At 32.6% G+C, this 16,814-nt stretch carries 14 protein-coding genes; 9 read left to right on the forward strand and 5 right to left on the reverse strand.

From position 1 onward, the window contains the following. Nucleotides 1–256 precede the first annotated feature (256 nt). Nucleotides 257–1,714, reverse strand: coding sequence for an O-antigen ligase family protein (locus MHH69_RS04125; RefSeq protein WP_122973424.1), 1,458 nt, complete (start codon nucleotides 1,712–1,714; stop codon nucleotides 257–259). A 306-nt stretch (nucleotides 1,715–2,020) separates the two neighbouring features. Here MHH69_RS04125 and MHH69_RS04130 point away from each other — a divergent pair, with 306 nt between their 5' ends. The 3 genes from MHH69_RS04130 (at nucleotide 2,021) to MHH69_RS04140 (ending at nucleotide 5,470) form a co-directional block, all read left to right on the forward strand. Then, nucleotides 2,021–3,121 (forward strand): glycosyltransferase, encoded by a 1,101-nt coding sequence (locus MHH69_RS04130; protein ID WP_158599735.1) that lies wholly within the window; start codon nucleotides 2,021–2,023, stop codon nucleotides 3,119–3,121. After that, nucleotides 3,118–4,653: a murein biosynthesis integral membrane protein MurJ gene (murJ, locus tag MHH69_RS04135; protein ID WP_341361793.1), complete on the forward strand. Its 1,536-nt coding sequence runs from the start codon at nucleotides 3,118–3,120 to the stop codon at nucleotides 4,651–4,653. Before MHH69_RS04130 ends, murJ begins: the two co-directional genes overlap by 4 nt. Nucleotides 4,654–4,888: 235 nt before the next feature. Then, nucleotides 4,889–5,470: a TetR/AcrR family transcriptional regulator gene (locus MHH69_RS04140; protein WP_122973421.1), complete on the forward strand. Its 582-nt coding sequence runs from the start codon at nucleotides 4,889–4,891 to the stop codon at nucleotides 5,468–5,470. A gap of 78 nt (nucleotides 5,471–5,548) precedes the next feature. Here MHH69_RS04140 and MHH69_RS04145 read toward each other — a convergent pair. Next, nucleotides 5,549–6,906, reverse strand: a protein-coding gene (locus MHH69_RS04145; RefSeq protein WP_341361539.1) for an IS3 family transposase whose coding sequence is annotated in 2 segments (ribosomal slippage) — nucleotides 5,549–6,453 and nucleotides 6,453–6,906 — 1,359 coding nt in all. Because the reading frame shifts where the segments join, the coding sequence is not laid out codon by codon here. A gap of 71 nt (nucleotides 6,907–6,977) precedes the next feature. Beyond that, complete coding sequence (gene brnQ, locus MHH69_RS04150; RefSeq protein ID WP_122973624.1) at nucleotides 6,978–8,282, reverse strand: branched-chain amino acid transport system II carrier protein; 1,305 nt, start codon at nucleotides 8,280–8,282, stop codon at nucleotides 6,978–6,980. Between the two features lie 557 nt (nucleotides 8,283–8,839). On the opposite strand from brnQ, the gene MHH69_RS04155 reads away from it, so the two are divergent. Continuing rightward, the gene (locus MHH69_RS04155) at nucleotides 8,840–9,901 is read left to right on the forward strand and encodes a glycosyltransferase family 4 protein (protein ID WP_341361794.1); all 1,062 of its coding nucleotides are present in this window, start codon (nucleotides 8,840–8,842) and stop codon (nucleotides 9,899–9,901) included. 306 nt (nucleotides 9,902–10,207) lie between these two features. Here the strand turns inward: MHH69_RS04155 and MHH69_RS04160 are convergent, their stop codons facing one another. Then, nucleotides 10,208–11,272, reverse strand: coding sequence for an LCP family protein (locus MHH69_RS04160; RefSeq protein ID WP_341361795.1), 1,065 nt, complete (start codon nucleotides 11,270–11,272; stop codon nucleotides 10,208–10,210). A gap of 203 nt (nucleotides 11,273–11,475) precedes the next feature. Then, nucleotides 11,476–12,108: a YigZ family protein gene (locus MHH69_RS04165; RefSeq protein WP_122973621.1), complete on the reverse strand. Its 633-nt coding sequence runs from the start codon at nucleotides 12,106–12,108 to the stop codon at nucleotides 11,476–11,478. Nucleotides 12,109–12,277: 169 nt separating this feature from the next. Here MHH69_RS04165 and MHH69_RS04170 point away from each other — a divergent pair, with 169 nt between their 5' ends. The 5 genes from MHH69_RS04170 (at nucleotide 12,278) to tnpA (ending at nucleotide 16,731) form a co-directional block, all read left to right on the forward strand. Continuing rightward, nucleotides 12,278–13,429, forward strand: a complete 1,152-nt coding sequence (locus MHH69_RS04170) for a sensor histidine kinase (protein ID WP_341361796.1) — start codon at nucleotides 12,278–12,280, stop codon at nucleotides 13,427–13,429. A gap of 49 nt (nucleotides 13,430–13,478) precedes the next feature. Continuing rightward, nucleotides 13,479–14,153, forward strand: coding sequence for a response regulator transcription factor (locus tag MHH69_RS04175; protein WP_122973619.1), 675 nt, complete (start codon nucleotides 13,479–13,481; stop codon nucleotides 14,151–14,153). Between the two features lie 357 nt (nucleotides 14,154–14,510). Beyond that, nucleotides 14,511–15,038, forward strand: a complete 528-nt coding sequence (locus MHH69_RS04180) for a nuclear transport factor 2 family protein (RefSeq protein WP_122973618.1) — start codon at nucleotides 14,511–14,513, stop codon at nucleotides 15,036–15,038. 194 nt (nucleotides 15,039–15,232) lie between these two features. Beyond that, entirely contained in the window at nucleotides 15,233–16,078 is an 846-nt protein-coding gene (locus MHH69_RS04185; protein ID WP_341361797.1) for a DegV family protein, read from the forward strand. Nucleotides 16,079–16,275: 197 nt separating this feature from the next. Next, nucleotides 16,276–16,731 carry an IS200/IS605 family transposase gene (gene tnpA / locus MHH69_RS04190; protein WP_341362949.1) on the forward strand — a complete coding sequence of 152 codons (456 nt, stop codon included), beginning with the start codon at nucleotides 16,276–16,278 and terminating at the stop codon, nucleotides 16,729–16,731. The last annotated feature ends 83 nt before the right edge of the window (nucleotides 16,732–16,814 follow it).

Consider the following 16,814-nt stretch of genomic DNA (forward strand, 5'->3'; position numbering starts at 1 on the left):
TGGGATTTTAAAAATTTCATATGGAACAGTATTAGGGAAAATATCAGGAGATTAATAGAGGAAATTCGTAAACATTGCAGTATGTATCATTTAACTGTAATATATACTTATACTTTGTCACACTTTGTGATTGTCTAACGCTTAAATGGCAAAAAGACGAAAAAGACACTTATTGAAAGAAGTAGAAACAGTTAAACTGTTCCTTTTCTTCATAAGTGTCTTTTTACGTTTAATTGGGAAATGATCCCAAAGCTGTTTAATTCAATGAGTATTGTTTATATAGTTTATTTTGTACAGCAAATATTCCTAAAATAATGAAGAAGATTAAAGTGTAAATTTTTAATTCCCAAATATTATAATAAGCTCCTGAACATCCTGTAGATAACCATAATGCGATCATAAATTGCCCGAAACTTGTATTCTTTCTTTTCCAAAACAGTATTACCATGGAAATTAAGAAAATCGCAAATAAAATGACACCAATTGATCCGGTTTCAGCGATAATTTGAATATATTGGTTATCGGAATAGATTTTATTATTATAATAAATCGATAAATCGATTCCATAGTCCTCGTAAATAGGTGATCCGTAGGAAAGGGTAGCGGCACCTCCAAAAGTACCGAATCCTGTCCCTGTGATTGGATGATCACTAAAAATTTCGAACCCTTTTGTTATATAAAAAACTCGCCCATTGGAAACCATAAGCTCAATATTTTTTTCATCGATTGTTTGATTAAAACGTTCCCCGATACCACCAGCAATTCCTTCCGGCGCTTCTACACCCATTGATTGAGCTAAATTCACCCCTCCAATGATAGGGAAGTAAACGAGGAGAACAGATGCTATTAAACTAATTGCAATTTGTTTAATTAAATAGAACTGTCTAGATAATAAAATGTAAGTGACTCCTAATACAACGGCAGATATCAATGTTCCTCTAGAGAACGTTAGAATAAAGATCCCCATAAAGAGCACGAGACTTATATTTAAGGAAATTTTATATTCATTGTTTTTAAACAAATGCTTTAATACAAAAACGGAAATAATACAAAACATTAAAACAAGTGCTAATGAATTTGGATTTCCTACTAATCCATAAATTCTAGATATATTCTCCGGAGATAGCGCCATATGTTTCCAGTTGTAAGGTAGTAACCATTGGCGTATAGAAATTTTTTCAATAATACCATGCAATGCTAATAACCAACCTAAACCTACACCTGTCCAGGCTAACTTTGCCATAAAGTTGATTGGTAATTGACTTCTAGAGAGGAAGAAATAAATAAAGTACATAATGATAAATGTACGGACTTGGAATAAAATTGCTCCAACACTAACCCCATTTAAATAGCCGATTAACGCACCGAATAGTAAAAAGATAAAGAATGCCCATTCAAATAATTTAAATTTTAATAAATTCTTCATATCAAATTTACTTGAAATAAGGCATTTTACTAATAAAATAAACGTAATGATGTCACCGATATATTTCATACCGGAATTGACTTCAATCAAAAATGGACGAATCGCTACATAAATAACTAAATATAAAATACTTTCAAAAGGTTTTATAAAAGCGAAAATGATAAAAACTAAAGTTGTTAATATAATCGTTACTTTAGATGGGAGTGCAAGTACAGCAAATGTAAAAATTAATAAAATGAAAATTTGAAGGAAATCTTTTGAAAATAAGTTTTGCTTGGTAAGTTGCATTTGAAAATTCCTTTCTTAATCTTAATCATATTGTGGGTAATTATTACATTCTCTAAACATTATACATATTTAGGAAAAGTAATGCCTTAGCACACGTTGGACAGAAAAAAATAAGGCTAGTAAACTGATATTACAGTTTTTTGAAATTTAATGAAAAAATTTTAAAGTTGTCCCAAAGATTTTTATTATGTATTAATAAAGCATAAAGAAAACAGAGACATGTTTATTTTATAAGGAAAATATTAAGTTGTTTTCAATAATTGTGTAAAAGTATGTAAAGAATTGATGAAAAGGCGTGAAGGACTGATGAAAAAAATATTCGTAATTAGTAACATGTATCCTTCTAGTAAACATTTATCTTTTGGGATATTTGTAAAAAACCAGGTAGAAGCCCTTCGAAATGAAGATTTAGATGTAATCGTAGCGGTTAACCAAGATCCTGAAACAGGAAGAAAGAAAACGATTGTAAAGTACTGTAAATGGGGAGTAAATATTATTAAGAAAGCGATAAAATATCGGAAACAAATATCCCTTACCCATGCCCATTATGTTTTTCCATCAGGAATGTTTTCTTTACTTTTAAAAAAAATATTTCATATTCCTTATATTGTTACAGCCCACGGTGGGGATATTGAACGAATGGCAAAGAAAAATGCAAAAATACGTCAATGGACTGAAAGCATATTAAAAGAAAGTAGCGCTATTATTGCAGTCGGTCCCGTTTTGGCAAAGCAAATAGAAGAAGAATATAAAATTCCACGCGATAAAATTACTGTTTGTAGTATGGGAGTTGACCGGGAAGTGTTCCAGCCTGGTAATCTTTCATTAGTAAGAGGACAACTAGGACTGGATCAACACGATTTTATTTATTTATTTGTAGGAAATGTCATTAAACAAAAGGGTATAGAAGAATTGTTGCAAGCATTTCAACAAGTAAAGAAAAGAACCGGAAAATCAGTTAAATTAGTACTCATTGGTTCAAGAAGGGATGGCAACTTCATTCATCAAATTCAACCTTATATTGATGACACCGTTGTATTAGTTGACCCGTTAGAACAAAAGGAATTAGTGAAATGGTTCCAAGCAAGTAATGTATTTGTATTACCTTCCCATATAGAAGGGTTCGGATTAGTAGCATTGGAAGCTATCGCATCTGGTACACCTGTTATTGCTTCCAGTGTTGGCGGTCTCGTTTCTTTATTAGAGAATGGGACAGGCCATCTAGTTGAAGCTAAAAATCCTGGGGCATTAACGGATGAAATGATTCGGGCTTTACATACGCCAAAAGAACAATATTACAATGAAGAAGCAGCGAAGGAAATATTGCATCTTCACGATGTGAAAGAAATTACAAAAACAGTGATTAATCTCTACGAATCAACGGTTAAAGGTGGTTCCAACTCATGAATAAATTTTTAAAAATTGTTGGAGCCGTTGCAATTATTAATATTGCTGCTCGACTATTCGGCTTCCTGAGGGAAATGGTAATTGGTTATCAATATGGGGTATCCTATGCCTCTGATAGTATTTTTACCGCTTATAATTTCCCTAATTTTTTATATTTAGTAATTGGTGGGGCTTTTACGACTGCCGTTATATCCCTTTATAATAAAAAGTCAACGAACCAAGCATTATTTGTCAAACAATCTTTTACTATTGTTCTTATTTCAGTGTCTGTCATGACACTGATAGTTCTATTTTTTACAGAACCAATTATTAATTTATTTTACCGTGATTCAGGGTTTGAAATAAGTCGAGAAGGTTTCGAATTATCGAAGCATCTATTTTATTGGATGATGCCCTCTTCCATTCTGTTATGTTTAGCATCTTGGTATAGTGGATTATTAAATGTTCATAATAAATTTCATTTATCTAGTATTTCAATATTAATTTATAATATAAGTTTTTTACTTATAGCAGTAGGATTATCATTATTCGTTGGACCTATTGCCTATGGTATCAGTGCTTTTGCAAGTGCAATTGTTATGATTTATTTCCTTATTATTGGATACCGAAAATTGGATACCTACCAAGTTGGTCTTTCCTTTAAGCAGGATCAAACAACAAAGGAATTATGGTTAATGGTTGTCCCGATTGCAATAGGCGGGGGAACGATACAAATTTATGCTATGTTGCAACGTTTTTTCGTTGGATTACTTGGCCTAGGAGAAAATGCTATTTCCGTTGTGAACTATGCTTCTCGATTAACCCAATTTCCACAAGCAATTTTAATAACAGCTGTAACGACAGTTATTTATCCGATATTAAGTAGAAAAGAAGCCGAAGATGATCATTCATCCATTAAAAGTTTATATAGTAGAGGGTTACATTATTTATTATTACTTTTAATACCTGTTTCAATCTATTCTTTCTTCTATGGAGAAAATTTAATTCAAGTCATTTTTGAATATGGAAAATTTACTGAGAAAAGTACAGCTATTACGACACCAGTATTACAAATTTTTGTATTATCCATGTTCTTTTTAGCGGCTAATACATATATAACTCGTTTTTATTATGCAAAAGGTGACTCGATGGCTCCAGTCATTTTTAGTATTATCAATGTATTTGTAGTCAATATTGCGGTTATGTATTTATTTGCTGAAGGATCTGGAGTTAGTGCGATAGCATGGGGAACGTTTATAAGTTCTGTTACGAATACAATCATGTTAATGATATATGCGAACTTTAAATATAGTTTAAAACTTATTTCGGATAAAAATTCTAATTTATTCAAATCAATTGCTTCCTTTATTTTGATAGGTATTGTTCTTTATTTATCAAGCAAGTATTTCACATTCGATAGTAAATGGATAACATTTATCGTTGGAGTATTCATATTTGTTGTCATTACGGTAGGCTCTTATTTCTTGTTGGGAATAAAAGAAATGAAGGATTTCTTGGCTGTTATTAAAAAGAAAGTTTTTAAAACGTCATAAAATAAACATAAAATAAAACGCCTTTTAAAAGGCGTTTTATTTTATGTTTATTTTAGGTTAATTGGACTAATACATTTTAGAAGCGATAATTAAATCAAATATTTAAATAGAACTTTTGTAATTTTATATAAGTCTAAAGTCTTTATTATCCTCTATAACTATTATATAATATTGCTAAAGATTGGAATCATTATTTGTCTGTAAGTATTTTAATAGGATAGGTGGATTAGGTAAAATGGCGCGTGGAAGAAAAGTGAATTCAAACGGTGAAAGAAGCAAACAATTACTACGTGAGAAGGCGATTGAACTTTTCGCATCAAATGGTTATTATCAAACGAAAATTAGTGACATTGTTAAAGCAGCCAATGTGACTCAACCTACATTTTATTTATACTTTGATAGTAAAGATTCTTTATTTATTGATTTAAATGAACAATTCCAAGTCGATTTATTTCGCCTTTTTGAAGAACAGCCGGGTCAAAATGAAGCCCATTTTCATCAAGTAATCGGAAACCTTTTACAATATTTTTCTGAAAATCCATTATTGACGAAAATAGGATTGTATCAATCGGAAGGGTCGTATTTAGTGAAAGAAAGATTAGTTGAAAAGTTTGAATATATTTTAGAGAAACAAAAACAGTATTTTAGTAAGTTAGAACAGATGGATATACATATTGTGTCACAAAGCTTAGTAGGTTCTATTGAGCGTTTAACCTTTACGCTATTACTGACAAATAAAAAAACCGTGGATCAATTAACGGAAGAACTTTTATCGATTTACTTTGTAAAGGATGAATTACTATCCTATGCAACATAGATGGACTGTAATAAAATGAAAAAACCTCTCCCATTATATTAATTAATGAACTGACCCAAAAAAGTTAGACATATTTTGTTAGGCGGCTTCCAAGACCTTTGTTCGGTATTCTACCGGGCTTAGGTCTTTTAATTTTGCCTTCATTCGTTTGTAATTATAGTACTCAATATATAACCTTAATTCTTCTTCAAAATGTTCGATACTATTAAACTCTTGCAAGTATAATAGTTCAGATTTTAAGATGCCAAAGAAACTCTCCATTGCTGCGTTATCAAGACAATTCCCTTTGCGGGACATACTTTGCTTGATACCGTGTTTTTGGAGTGTTTTCTGATATTGTTTCATCTGATAATGCCATCCTTGATCTGAATGTAGGATCACTTCATCTCCTATTTGAAGACGTGTTAACGCCTGATCAAGCATATCTGATACAAGTTTATATACAGGTCTTTTCATCAGTATATAAGCGATAATTTCACCATTACATAAATCCATCACAGGAGATAGGTAGCGTTTTTCACCAAATAAATGAAATTCTGTTACATCAGTTACCCACTTTTCATTCATTTTCTCTGCTTTGAAATCTCGTTCTAATAGATTTGGTGCAATTCGACCAACTTGTCCTTTATAAGAACGATATTTCTTCATTCTTACCAGACATTTTAATCCCAATTCATTCATGAAACGGTTGATTGTTTTTGGATCATGTTGGAATCCGTATTTTTTCAATTCACTCGCAATACGACGATAACCATAACGCCCCTTGTGTTCGTGATATATTGATTGAATTGCCTCCTTAACTTCGGCATATTTATCTTCACGATTCATTCGCTTTTCCCAATAATAATAAGTGCTTCGAGGAATATTTGCGACTTTAACTAATTCTACGACATCATAAATGTGCTTTAGTTCAAAAATTACTTGCGCTTTGATTTTATTTGTAATTTTTCCTGTCCCTGAACTAAAGCATTCAACTTTTTTAAATACGCATTCTCCATTTCTAGCTGTTTAATGCGTGCTTCAAGTGCCTCTACAGAACCATCAGCTGGAACCGATTTCGATGTCTTCTTGTTTAATTTATTCATGGATGGACGCCCCTTTTTCTTTGAATTGAGGGCATCAAATCCACCTGTTTCAAATTGATTACGCCATTTTCGAACTAATTTTGAAGATGAAATATTGAAAATAGCAGCTGCATCAATAGAGGACGTACCCGTTTCATTCATATAATTAAGTACATCCATTTTAAACTCTGCAGAGTAACTTGTATATGATTTCATAAAGGCTTCCACACCATGTTGTTCGTATAAACGAATCCAAGAAGTTAATTCAGATACGATTACACCTTCTTCTCTAGCAATTTGTTTTACACTTTCTTGTCCATTTACATAACGTAATAATATTCGTATTTTTTCATCTTTTGTAATTTTAGTCATAAAAAACACCCCGTAAAAGTTAGATTGGTGTCTAACTTTTACGGGGCATATCATAATAGGAGAGGTTTTTATTATTTACTTAATAATTGAATAAACCATCCAATGAGCATTCCAATAATTGCAGGAACTAACCAGCCGATACTTTGGTCGTAAAGAGGTAATAACTTTAAAATATGTTCATACCATGAAATTTCAAATCCAGCTGCTTTAATTCCGTCATAAATACTAACGAATGCCGTCGCAATTAAAGCTAGGATATATACGATCGGTGCGCGGTTGAATAGTTTGTCAAACATGACTAAGAACATTAAAACGATGGCAATTGGGTAAATAAACATTAGTACTGGTAAAGTAATTGCTATTAATTTTTCTAGCCCGAAGTTTGAAATGAAAAGACTAAAGAACGTAAAAATAATGACTAATAATTTATAAGGTATTTTTGGGAATAGTTTATTGAAAAATGTAGCATTAGCAGAAACAAGTCCAACAGCCGTTGTAATACAAGCCAAAATAATGACTAAAGATAAAATGACATTTCCCGCGTTACCAAATAAAACTCGCGCAGATTCTGCAATAATGCTTCCACCATCACCTAAATAACCGATTGAATCAATACTTGTCGCACCGATATATTCCAATGAAATATAGACGAATGCTAAACCAATTGCGGCAACAATACCAGAGAATATTGTAATCGTTACTTGTTTAGAACGCTCCATAATGCCTTTTGCTTGTAACGATTGAACAATAACAATACCAAACACAAGGGAAGCTAAAACATCCATTGTTAAATAACCTTGAATAAAGCTCTCAGAGAACGCCTTTGTTTTATAAACACCATGGGGTGAACCGAATTCTCCCATCGGTGTAATAAATGATTTTACTGCAAGTAAAGCGATAATAAGTAATAATGCAGGTGTTAATATTTTTCCAATACGATCTACTAATTTCGTTGGGTTTAATGATAAATAAAGTACGATTCCAAAGAAAAGTAATGATGTAATGAACAATGGAATCCAACTAGATTGGGCCGAGTCCGATAAAAACGGAGCGATACCGATTTCATATGTAACGGCTCCAGTACGTGGAATCGCGAACAGCGGACCAATGGACAAATAAATAATAGAAGTAAAAATAAGGCTAAAGACCGGATGTACTCGATTTGCAACGAGTTGTAAGTCACCGCCGTTTTTAGCGACTGCTACAATTCCAATTAATGGTAACCCAACTCCTGTAATTAGGAAACCAATAATGGATGGTAAAAATTCTGTACCTGCATTTTGTCCCAATTCTGGAGGGAAAATAATATTTCCAGCACCTAGGAATAATGCGAAGAGCATAAATCCTACTGCAAGGTTTTCTTTTAAAAACTTCATTGTACTACAAATTCCTTTCTTAATTGAAAAGCAAAAACTTTCAAAAAATTTATTATATTCTTATACACAATGATGAATTCTATCACATTTTGTCGATAAATTAAATACTTTATTTATTTTGTTAAAGGATTGTAAATAATAGGTTGGAAAAGGTAAGAATACGGAAAATCCTTCTTACTATTGGTTTTGTAAATTTTTTTGCGACAGTGTAACTTTCGGTTTTAAAAAACGTCAAATAATTAGTTTGGTTGGATTTGTTGGAAAAATTCACATTATTTTTACTTAAAATTAAAAATTCAAAGGTTTCTTTTAATATTAAAATTCCTTAATATGGTTCAAAGAAACAAAAATTAATGAATGGGTTTCTTCATTGTAAAATGGTATGAAGATCTTTAAGAGTGGTGAAAATAATATGAAAGGATACTGATCGAACCTGTTAAAATAATTTAATTTATTTGTTTATTCTTTGTAATGAATAGTAGTTATTATTAGTACTAATTCATGGTATAATAATTTAGATTTAGACTGCATATATATTACTCTTGAGGAGGAGAGACATGATTTACGTGTCTTTAGTCATGGCATTTATCGTTGCCATTTTAATTACTCCACTTGTGAAACGTTTAGCATTTCGTATCGGTGCAGTAGATGCGCCAAACTATCGAAAAGTCCATTCGCGAATAATGCCTCGACTTGGTGGTTTAGCAATATTTATTGCATTTTTAGTGGGACTAGCTATTTTAAGACCCTTACCGGATGGGGATAATTCATATGTAATGCCAATTGCAATTATTTTAGGTGCTACAATTATTGTTCTAACAGGTATGTTGGATGATGTGTTTGAAATTTCAGCGAAGTCAAAATTAATTGGCCAGTTAATCGCTGCTTTTATTATTGTATTTGTTGGAGATATTCAAATTCATTTTATCAATTTGCCCTTTGGTGGTAAATTAGAGTTTGGACTACTTAGTATTCCATTCACCATTATATGGATTGTTGGGATTACAAATGCAATTAACTTAATTGATGGTTTAGATGGTCTTGCAGCAGGTGTTTCTACAATTGCTCTTGTGACCTTATCATGTATGGCTTTTATTTTGGGAGATATGTTTGTTGTTGCCACAGCAGCTATTTTAGCTTGTAGCACAATCGGCTTTTTATTCCATAACTTCTATCCAGCTAAAATTTTTATGGGTGACACCGGAGCCTTATTTTTAGGTTTTATGATATCAGTACTTTCTTTACTCGGATTTAAAGGAGTAACTATGTTCTCATTTATTGTTCCGGTCATTATGCTAGGTGTACCAATTTCTGATACATTCTTTGCAATTGTCCGCCGTTTTCGCAATAAACAAAAGTGGACTGCTCCTGATAAATCCCATTTACACCATTGTTTAATTGGGTTAGGTTTTTCTCATCGTCAAACGGTTTTACTCATTTATGGAATTGCCACACTGTTTGGACTAGCGGCTATAACGATCTCTGTTGCAAAATTATGGGGTGCCATTTTCCTTATTGCAGTTATTTTAGTGCTGATTGAATTGTTTGTAGAAGTAATCGGGCTAGCAGGAAAGAATTATCGCCCACTAATCAATCTAGCAAAGCTGTTTAATAAATGAGTACAATTACAAAACATATGAAAATAAGCTACTACTTCAGAACGTTAAGCTATTCGAAGTGGTAGCTTTTATTTTGAGTTGTTAATGATTTGAATTGTTTGCTCTGGCAGACAAGAATTAGCTACATAAGTAAGTTCTTACTATAGTTATAAAACATAAAAAACAAGCTACTACTTTAGAGCGGAAAGCGTTCAATGTTAGTAGCTTGTTTTCTTTATTATTTAATCGATATTAGGTTATTAATGAGTTGATAGGAGAGAAAAACTCCCAATCGAATATATATATTGGGAGTTTATAATCATTTGTTTATGGATTTGAATTAGAAGTTGTCTCTGTAACGCTAGTCTCAGAACTATTTTCAGAGAGATTAGATGTATCTGGAATTAAACCAAGACTTCCTTTTAAAATTTGTGAAATTTCATTTATTGATTCTTCATCTAGTTGGTAATAATATGTACCTGAAGATGTATCATCGGAGCCCTCTAAATTTAAAGATTCAATTTCTGGTACCCCTTCTGAGAAATAATTTATAAATGTTTTCATTTCACTAAATGTCATATCTGTTTTCATATTGTTACTTATGGCATCGATGACATCATCATATTTTGTAATGGATGTTACTGAAGTTGCTTTTTTTGCGATTGCTTTTATAATATCTTGTTGACGTTTACCACGCATAATGTCACTGTCGTGTTTACGTGTTCTTGCTAAAGCCAGTGCTTCACTACCATTTAAATGTTGGTAACCAGGTTCTAAATAAATCGTCTTTTTGTCATTTTCATCTCTTTCATAAAAGGCATAGGGGATATCAACGTCGACATCGATTCCTCCTAAACTATCGACAACGTCGATGAAAGCATTAAAGTTCATTCTTACGTAATAATCAACCGGAATATCGAATAGTTCTTCAACTGTTTCGATAGTTGCAAGGGTACCACCGAATGCATGGGCATGGGTAATTTTATCACTATAACCTACATATGGGATATAAACGTAAGAATCTCGAGGGATGCTTAATATTTTAACAGTTTTTGATTCGTTATTTAATGTAGCTAAAATAAGGGCGTCTGATCGAGAATTGTCCGATCCTTGTTCCCTTGCTTCACTGTCATCGACACCAATAAATAAGATGGAAACATTGTCCTCAAGGGGTTCAACTTTTGCTTCACGCATTTCGGAATATTCCCGATTGTTAATTTTTTCGTAGGATTGATTCGCAGCATTTTCTGCCTTTTTTACTAAATACACACCGTAACATGCTACACATAGGATAAGCGAGGCAGCTATTATTAAAAATACTTTGAGAAAACGAGAAAATTTCTTCTTCGGTTTCCTCTTTTGAATATATATATCTGATCTTGATTTTTTCATCTAAACTCTCCTCTAAACGTTGGAATCACAATTTTCATTACGATTGGATTCATATTTAGTATGTCGAACCGTATTGTCAGGTATTGTTGGTAAAACTTTCAGCTTAGTCAAAATATAAAATTAATAATCTGCAAATTAAAAATAATTCAATACGACTAATTATACTATGATGTCGAATATCAGTAAAACAAAAATTAATAGGTTTATATGGTGAATTCTACAAATTTTTTATCGACACAATGAATAGAAGATTGACCGTTTGTTAATTCAATAATCCAATTAGTAAATGTCTCTTCATCCTTTTGCAATACATCAACGAATAAATGAACAGCGTCTGCATATTGAATGTCACTTAAATGATAGTGAGAGTTTCGAATTTCATTTTCCACTTTACCTAACCAAGTATAATCTATGGAAATTTTCATTACATGATGTAACTTTCTTTCAACAACTTGGGCAGCGGCGATTCCTTCAGTTGTCGCTTTACCATATGCGCGAATTAATCCTCCACCACCGAGTTTTATTCCCCCAAAGTAACGTGTTACAACAACAACTGTATCTTTTAATCCTTGTTTTTTTAGAACCTCAAGCATAGGGACGCCAGCAGTTCCGCTAGGTTCCCCATCATCATTTGCTTTTTGAATTTGATCATGCTCGCCAATCATATAGCAAGAGCAGTTATGGGTTGCATTCGGATGCTTTTTTTTGATGGAATTAATAAATTCTATCGCTTCTTCCTCCGATTCAGCCCTATTTACATAGGCGATAAAACGAGATTTTGAGAGAACAATTTCCCGTTCTCCAAATCCTTTTACGGTTTTATAGTCTTTTCGCATTATAATTTCTCCTTTTTTTAACAAAAAATGCAATATACTATAGTAAGATATTTACTTAAAAAAAATTATTTAAATGTTATAATATCTATAAACAATTACATCTACTGGTTTTCAATTTAAAAAACTTTTATTGTTTTAATAATAACACCAATTAGATTGGGGAAAAGGTATGTTTTCAAACGATAAAGTTGACATAGGTTCACTTGACGTTATATTTAATCGAATGATTGAAACCATCACGAGTTCTAAAAATGATATATTCATTATTAGTGAACAAAGCCGCAGAAGCTTTGAAGAAATGAAGGCAGAACTAGAGATTATTAAAGAGAAAATTAAAATAATCATAGAAGAAAGTGATCATTTAGAAAAAAGAACCCAAATGGCTAAACAACGTCTTGTATTAGTAAGCAAGTTTTTTAATCAGTATTCCGAAGAAGAGGTAAGAGAAGCCTATGAAGCTGCAAATGACCTTCAAATTCGATTATCTTTAACTCGTTCTGAAGAGAAGAGTTTACGTGAAAAAAGAGATGATTTGGAACTAAGATTAAAAACATTATACGAGACAATCGATCGTGCTGATCACATTGTAAATCAAGTGAACGTAGTGTTGAACTATTTAACATCTGATTTGAAAAATGTTAGCGCTGCACTAGAACAAGCTAAGATAAAGCAAGATTTTGGTATTAAAATTATAGCAGCCCAAGAAAAAGAAAGAAAACGTTTATCACGGGAAATCCATGATGGGCCAGCTCAAATGATGGCTAACGTTTTAATGCGTTCTGATATAATTGAACGAACTTATAGAGAAAAGGGCATTGAAGCGGCAATACAGGAAATAGCAGCGTTAAAAATGACTGTAAGAGATGCTCTATCGGAAGTACGTCGAATCATTTACGATTTACGTCCTATGGCATTGGATGATTTAGGCATTGTACCTACATTGAAAAAGTACTTGTCAACTATTATGGACTATAACAAAGGTCTTGAGATACACTTCCAATCTTATAGTAATGAAAAAAGGCTACCTTCAGATTATGAAGTATCTATTTTCCGATTAGTACAAGAAGGCGTAAATAATGCAATAAAGCATGGCAACGCTTCAGAAATTTGGGTGAAAATAGAGTGGCTTCGAAAATATGTTAATATATTAGTGAAAGATAATGGAAAAGGTTTCGATAAAACTAGTGTAAAAGACCAATCTTTTGGTATTATCGGAATGAAAGAAAGAATTGATCTATTAAAAGGTAATATGGAAATTCAAAGTGGAATCGGTAAAGGGACTACAATCTTTTTTAAAATACCATTTCCAGAAATAAACTAAATAATGAGAAATAATCGAAGATGTTATTTATTGTAGGGGGAAGGATTTTATGACGAAAATTATAATTATTGATGATCACCAATTATTCCGAGAAGGAGTTAAACGAATTTTAGATTTCGAAGATTCATTTGAAGTAGTTGCAGAAGGTGATGATGGTACGGATGTAGTGAATATATACCGTAATCATTTCCCTGATGTAGTACTAATGGATATCAATATGCCTGGAAAAAATGGTGTGGAAGCAACAGCAGAGTTAATTGCAGAATTTCCTGAAGCAAAAGTAATTATGCTATCCATTCATGATGATGAAAGTTATGTAACACATGCGTTAAAATCTGGAGCCCTCGGGTATATGTTAAAAGAAATGGATGCAGATGAAATCGTTGAAGCGATAAAAGTAGTTGCGAATGGTGGTTCTTATTTACATCCAAAAGTAACGAAAAATTTAGTAGCTGAGTTCCGTCGTTTGAGCGAACATGAAAATAAAGGGAACTTCCATCAAACTGAAATTCGCCGTCCTTTCCATTTACTTACGAAAAGAGAATGTGAAGTTCTTCAGTTGTTAACAGATGGACAATCCAATCGTACAATTGGTGAAACATTATTTATTTCTGAGAAAACAGTTAAAAACCATGTATCAAGTATTTTACAAAAAATGAACGTTAATGACCGTACACAAGCAGTAGTTACGGCTATTAAGAATGGTTGGGTAGAAGTAAGATAATTTAAAGGCAACAATTGATATTGAATGGTTCCAATCAACAGTATTGTTGATTGGAATTTTTTTGTTCATTTTAGCAGAGACTTGGTTATAGGTTTAAAATATGTCATTTCCCACTAAGAGTAGACTGTTAGTTTTTTTCAGTTTTTAAAACGACAAGTGAAAATAGATACGATTTTGAAGGATAGACGTTAGGTTCTCAACGTTAAACTGACGGAAACTAAAAGTAGTTGGAAACGTCTTACTAACGGGTAATCAGTAACAAATGATAAAATTTGGTTACAAATTCGATGTTTTTTTACGAAATTAGCCATAGTTTGACAACTATGCTACAATATTCGCGCGGGAGGTTTAAAGTTTATGAAAAAATGGTTTATTTTGGTGTTAGCATTATTTATGCTTACCGCCTGTAATAATAATGAAGAAGTAAATAATGAAAATGTTACTGAATCTGCTAGTGAAAATACGGTAGGTTTTGAAGTACTTGGCGATAAAATTGAAAAGGCAGCCGATGTACCGGAAAAGGAAGAAAAACAAATCATTGAGGCTTTTAATGAATATATTGCAGCCTTTAATGAAAAGGATATCAATCGTTATACAAAAACCCTTTCTAAAAATCCACAAGGTTTTGAATATGAGGAAGATATTGAAGCGGCAAAAACTGCCTTTAATCAATATAATATTAAAAGAACACCTTCAGATATAACGATTGTCAAATACAGTGAAGAAGAAGCACAAGTATATGCTAATCTAGATATTAAAATGACAGAGATTAAAACAAATACGGAACTTACAAGTAGTGGACGTCAAGTTACTGTTTTTGTAAAAGAAGATGGTGCATGGAAAGTAACAAGCGTTTACTATATTGGTAACGAATCGAATAGTTAGTTTTTAGGAATTATCTTTAATATCATAGCGTTTCGTGTACACTTGTTTAAGTATACGGAACGCTTTCTTTTTACTAGAACATAAGGATAAATTTTAAACAGTTTTCTAGTATTCCATAACTATATTGAGGTTAGGGAGTTCACATCTATTTTGTAATAAGGTAATATAATTTTTATTAGGAGAGTGGGATATTCATGAGTATTGCAGTCGTTACAGATAGTACAGCATATTTAACGCCTGAAGAAAGAGCACGCTACAACATTCGAATGATTCCTCTTAGCGTTAATTTAGAAGATGGTAGTTATGAAGAAGAAGTTGAGATTACAGCTTCACAATTTTATGATAAAGTACGCGGTGCTAAAGAATTTCCGAAAACAACACAACCTCCTATTGGGAAATTTGTTGAGTTGTTTGAAGAGTTAGCGAAAGATTATGATGAGGTAATTTCCATTCACTTATCTAGTGGTATAAGTGGTACATATCAAGGAGCTGTACAAGCTGGTCAGATGGTAGAAGGCATAACAGTGCATGCATTTGATAGTGAAATTTCCTGTTCCCCTCAAGGATATTTTGTTCTTAAGGCTGCTGAAATGGCACAGCAAGGCGCAACAGCAGATCAAATTTTAAGCACGTTGGAAGAAATGAGAACTGTGATGCGAGCTTATTTTGTTGTAGATGATCTTTCTCATTTACAACGAGGCGGAAGACTTTCCGCTGCCGCAGCTTTAGTAGGTGGGCTATTACAAGTAAAACCTGTCCTTCATTTTGAAAATAAAGTCATCGTTCCTTTTGAAAAAATCCGTACGAAGAAAAAAGCGTTGCGACGTGTGGAAGAATTACTCGCTAAAGATGCTGCAGAAAACGACAAACTAATCGCAACAATTATTCATGCTAATTGTGAAAATGAAGGACGCGATTGGATGAATGATTTAGCTGGAAAATATTCGAATGTTGAGTTTCGTTTAAGCTATTTTGGCCCGGTTATAGGAACTCATCTAGGAGATGGTTCCCTCGGACTTGGATGGGTGAAAAAGATATAAAGTTAAAAATTAAATAATAGTTGAAAACAGTCTCTACAGTATAGTAGAGACTGTTTTTATTAATTCTTTTAAAACCACGTGCTCTGCACGTGTGAAAATATACTTTTAGAGTGGTAATGGAGATGGAATTAAAAACTCCTCTCGATATAATGAAAATGGCCGTCAAACCAAATTCAAATCGAGAGGAGTTTTGCTCAATGTCGAGCGACAATAGTTTATCACACACAAGATGGAATTGTAAGTATCACATAGTTTTTATACCAAAATACAGAAGGAAAGTAATCTACGGTGAATTAAGAAAAGACATCGGAGCGATTTTAAGACGTCTATGTGAAATGAAAGACGTAGAACTCATAGAAGGACATGCAATGCCAGATCATATACATATGCTGGTTAAAATTCCTCCAAAATTATCCGTATCACAATTCGTAGGCTATTTAAAAGGAAAGAGTTCTTTAATGATTCACGATAGACATGCAAATTTAAAATATAAACACGGAAATCGAACGTTTTGGGCAAAAGGATATTATGTCACTACAGTAGGTCTTAACGAAAAAGCGGTAGCAAAATACATTAGGGAACAAGAAGCTGAAGATCGATTACGTGATCAAATGACGAGTAGAGAATATATAGACCCATTTAAACGAGATTAAAGAACAAATACGGTTGACGGTCAATTAAAAAAGCCCCTTTAGGGGCAGTTAGTAAGGAGCCCTTATAGGGCGTTACTAAAACC

Origin of the sequence: Ureibacillus sp. FSL E2-3493, assembly GCF_038077515.1 — a bacterium.
In the GTDB taxonomy this organism is placed as follows: domain Bacteria; phylum Bacillota; class Bacilli; order Bacillales_A; family Planococcaceae; genus Ureibacillus; species Ureibacillus halotolerans.

Coding starts and splice junctions, on each gene's coding strand:
- MHH69_RS04125 (WP_122973424.1), bottom strand. CDS start 1,714: ATGCAACTTACCAAGCAAAACTTATTTTCAAAAGATTTCCTTCAAATT.
- MHH69_RS04130 (WP_158599735.1), top strand. CDS start 2,021: ATGAAAAAAATATTCGTAATTAGTAACATGTATCCTTCTAGTAAACAT.
- murJ (WP_341361793.1), top strand. CDS start 3,118: ATGAATAAATTTTTAAAAATTGTTGGAGCCGTTGCAATTATTAATATT.
- MHH69_RS04140 (WP_122973421.1), top strand. CDS start 4,889: ATGGCGCGTGGAAGAAAAGTGAATTCAAACGGTGAAAGAAGCAAACAA.
- brnQ (WP_122973624.1), bottom strand. CDS start 8,282: ATGAAGTTTTTAAAAGAAAACCTTGCAGTAGGATTTATGCTCTTCGCA.
- MHH69_RS04155 (WP_341361794.1), top strand. CDS start 8,840: ATGATTTACGTGTCTTTAGTCATGGCATTTATCGTTGCCATTTTAATT.
- MHH69_RS04160 (WP_341361795.1), bottom strand. CDS start 11,272: ATGAAAAAATCAAGATCAGATATATATATTCAAAAGAGGAAACCGAAG.
- MHH69_RS04165 (WP_122973621.1), bottom strand. CDS start 12,108: ATGCGAAAAGACTATAAAACCGTAAAAGGATTTGGAGAACGGGAAATT.
- MHH69_RS04170 (WP_341361796.1), top strand. CDS start 12,278: ATGTTTTCAAACGATAAAGTTGACATAGGTTCACTTGACGTTATATTT.
- MHH69_RS04175 (WP_122973619.1), top strand. CDS start 13,479: ATGACGAAAATTATAATTATTGATGATCACCAATTATTCCGAGAAGGA.
- MHH69_RS04180 (WP_122973618.1), top strand. CDS start 14,511: ATGAAAAAATGGTTTATTTTGGTGTTAGCATTATTTATGCTTACCGCC.
- MHH69_RS04185 (WP_341361797.1), top strand. CDS start 15,233: ATGAGTATTGCAGTCGTTACAGATAGTACAGCATATTTAACGCCTGAA.
- tnpA (WP_341362949.1), top strand. CDS start 16,276: ATGTCGAGCGACAATAGTTTATCACACACAAGATGGAATTGTAAGTAT.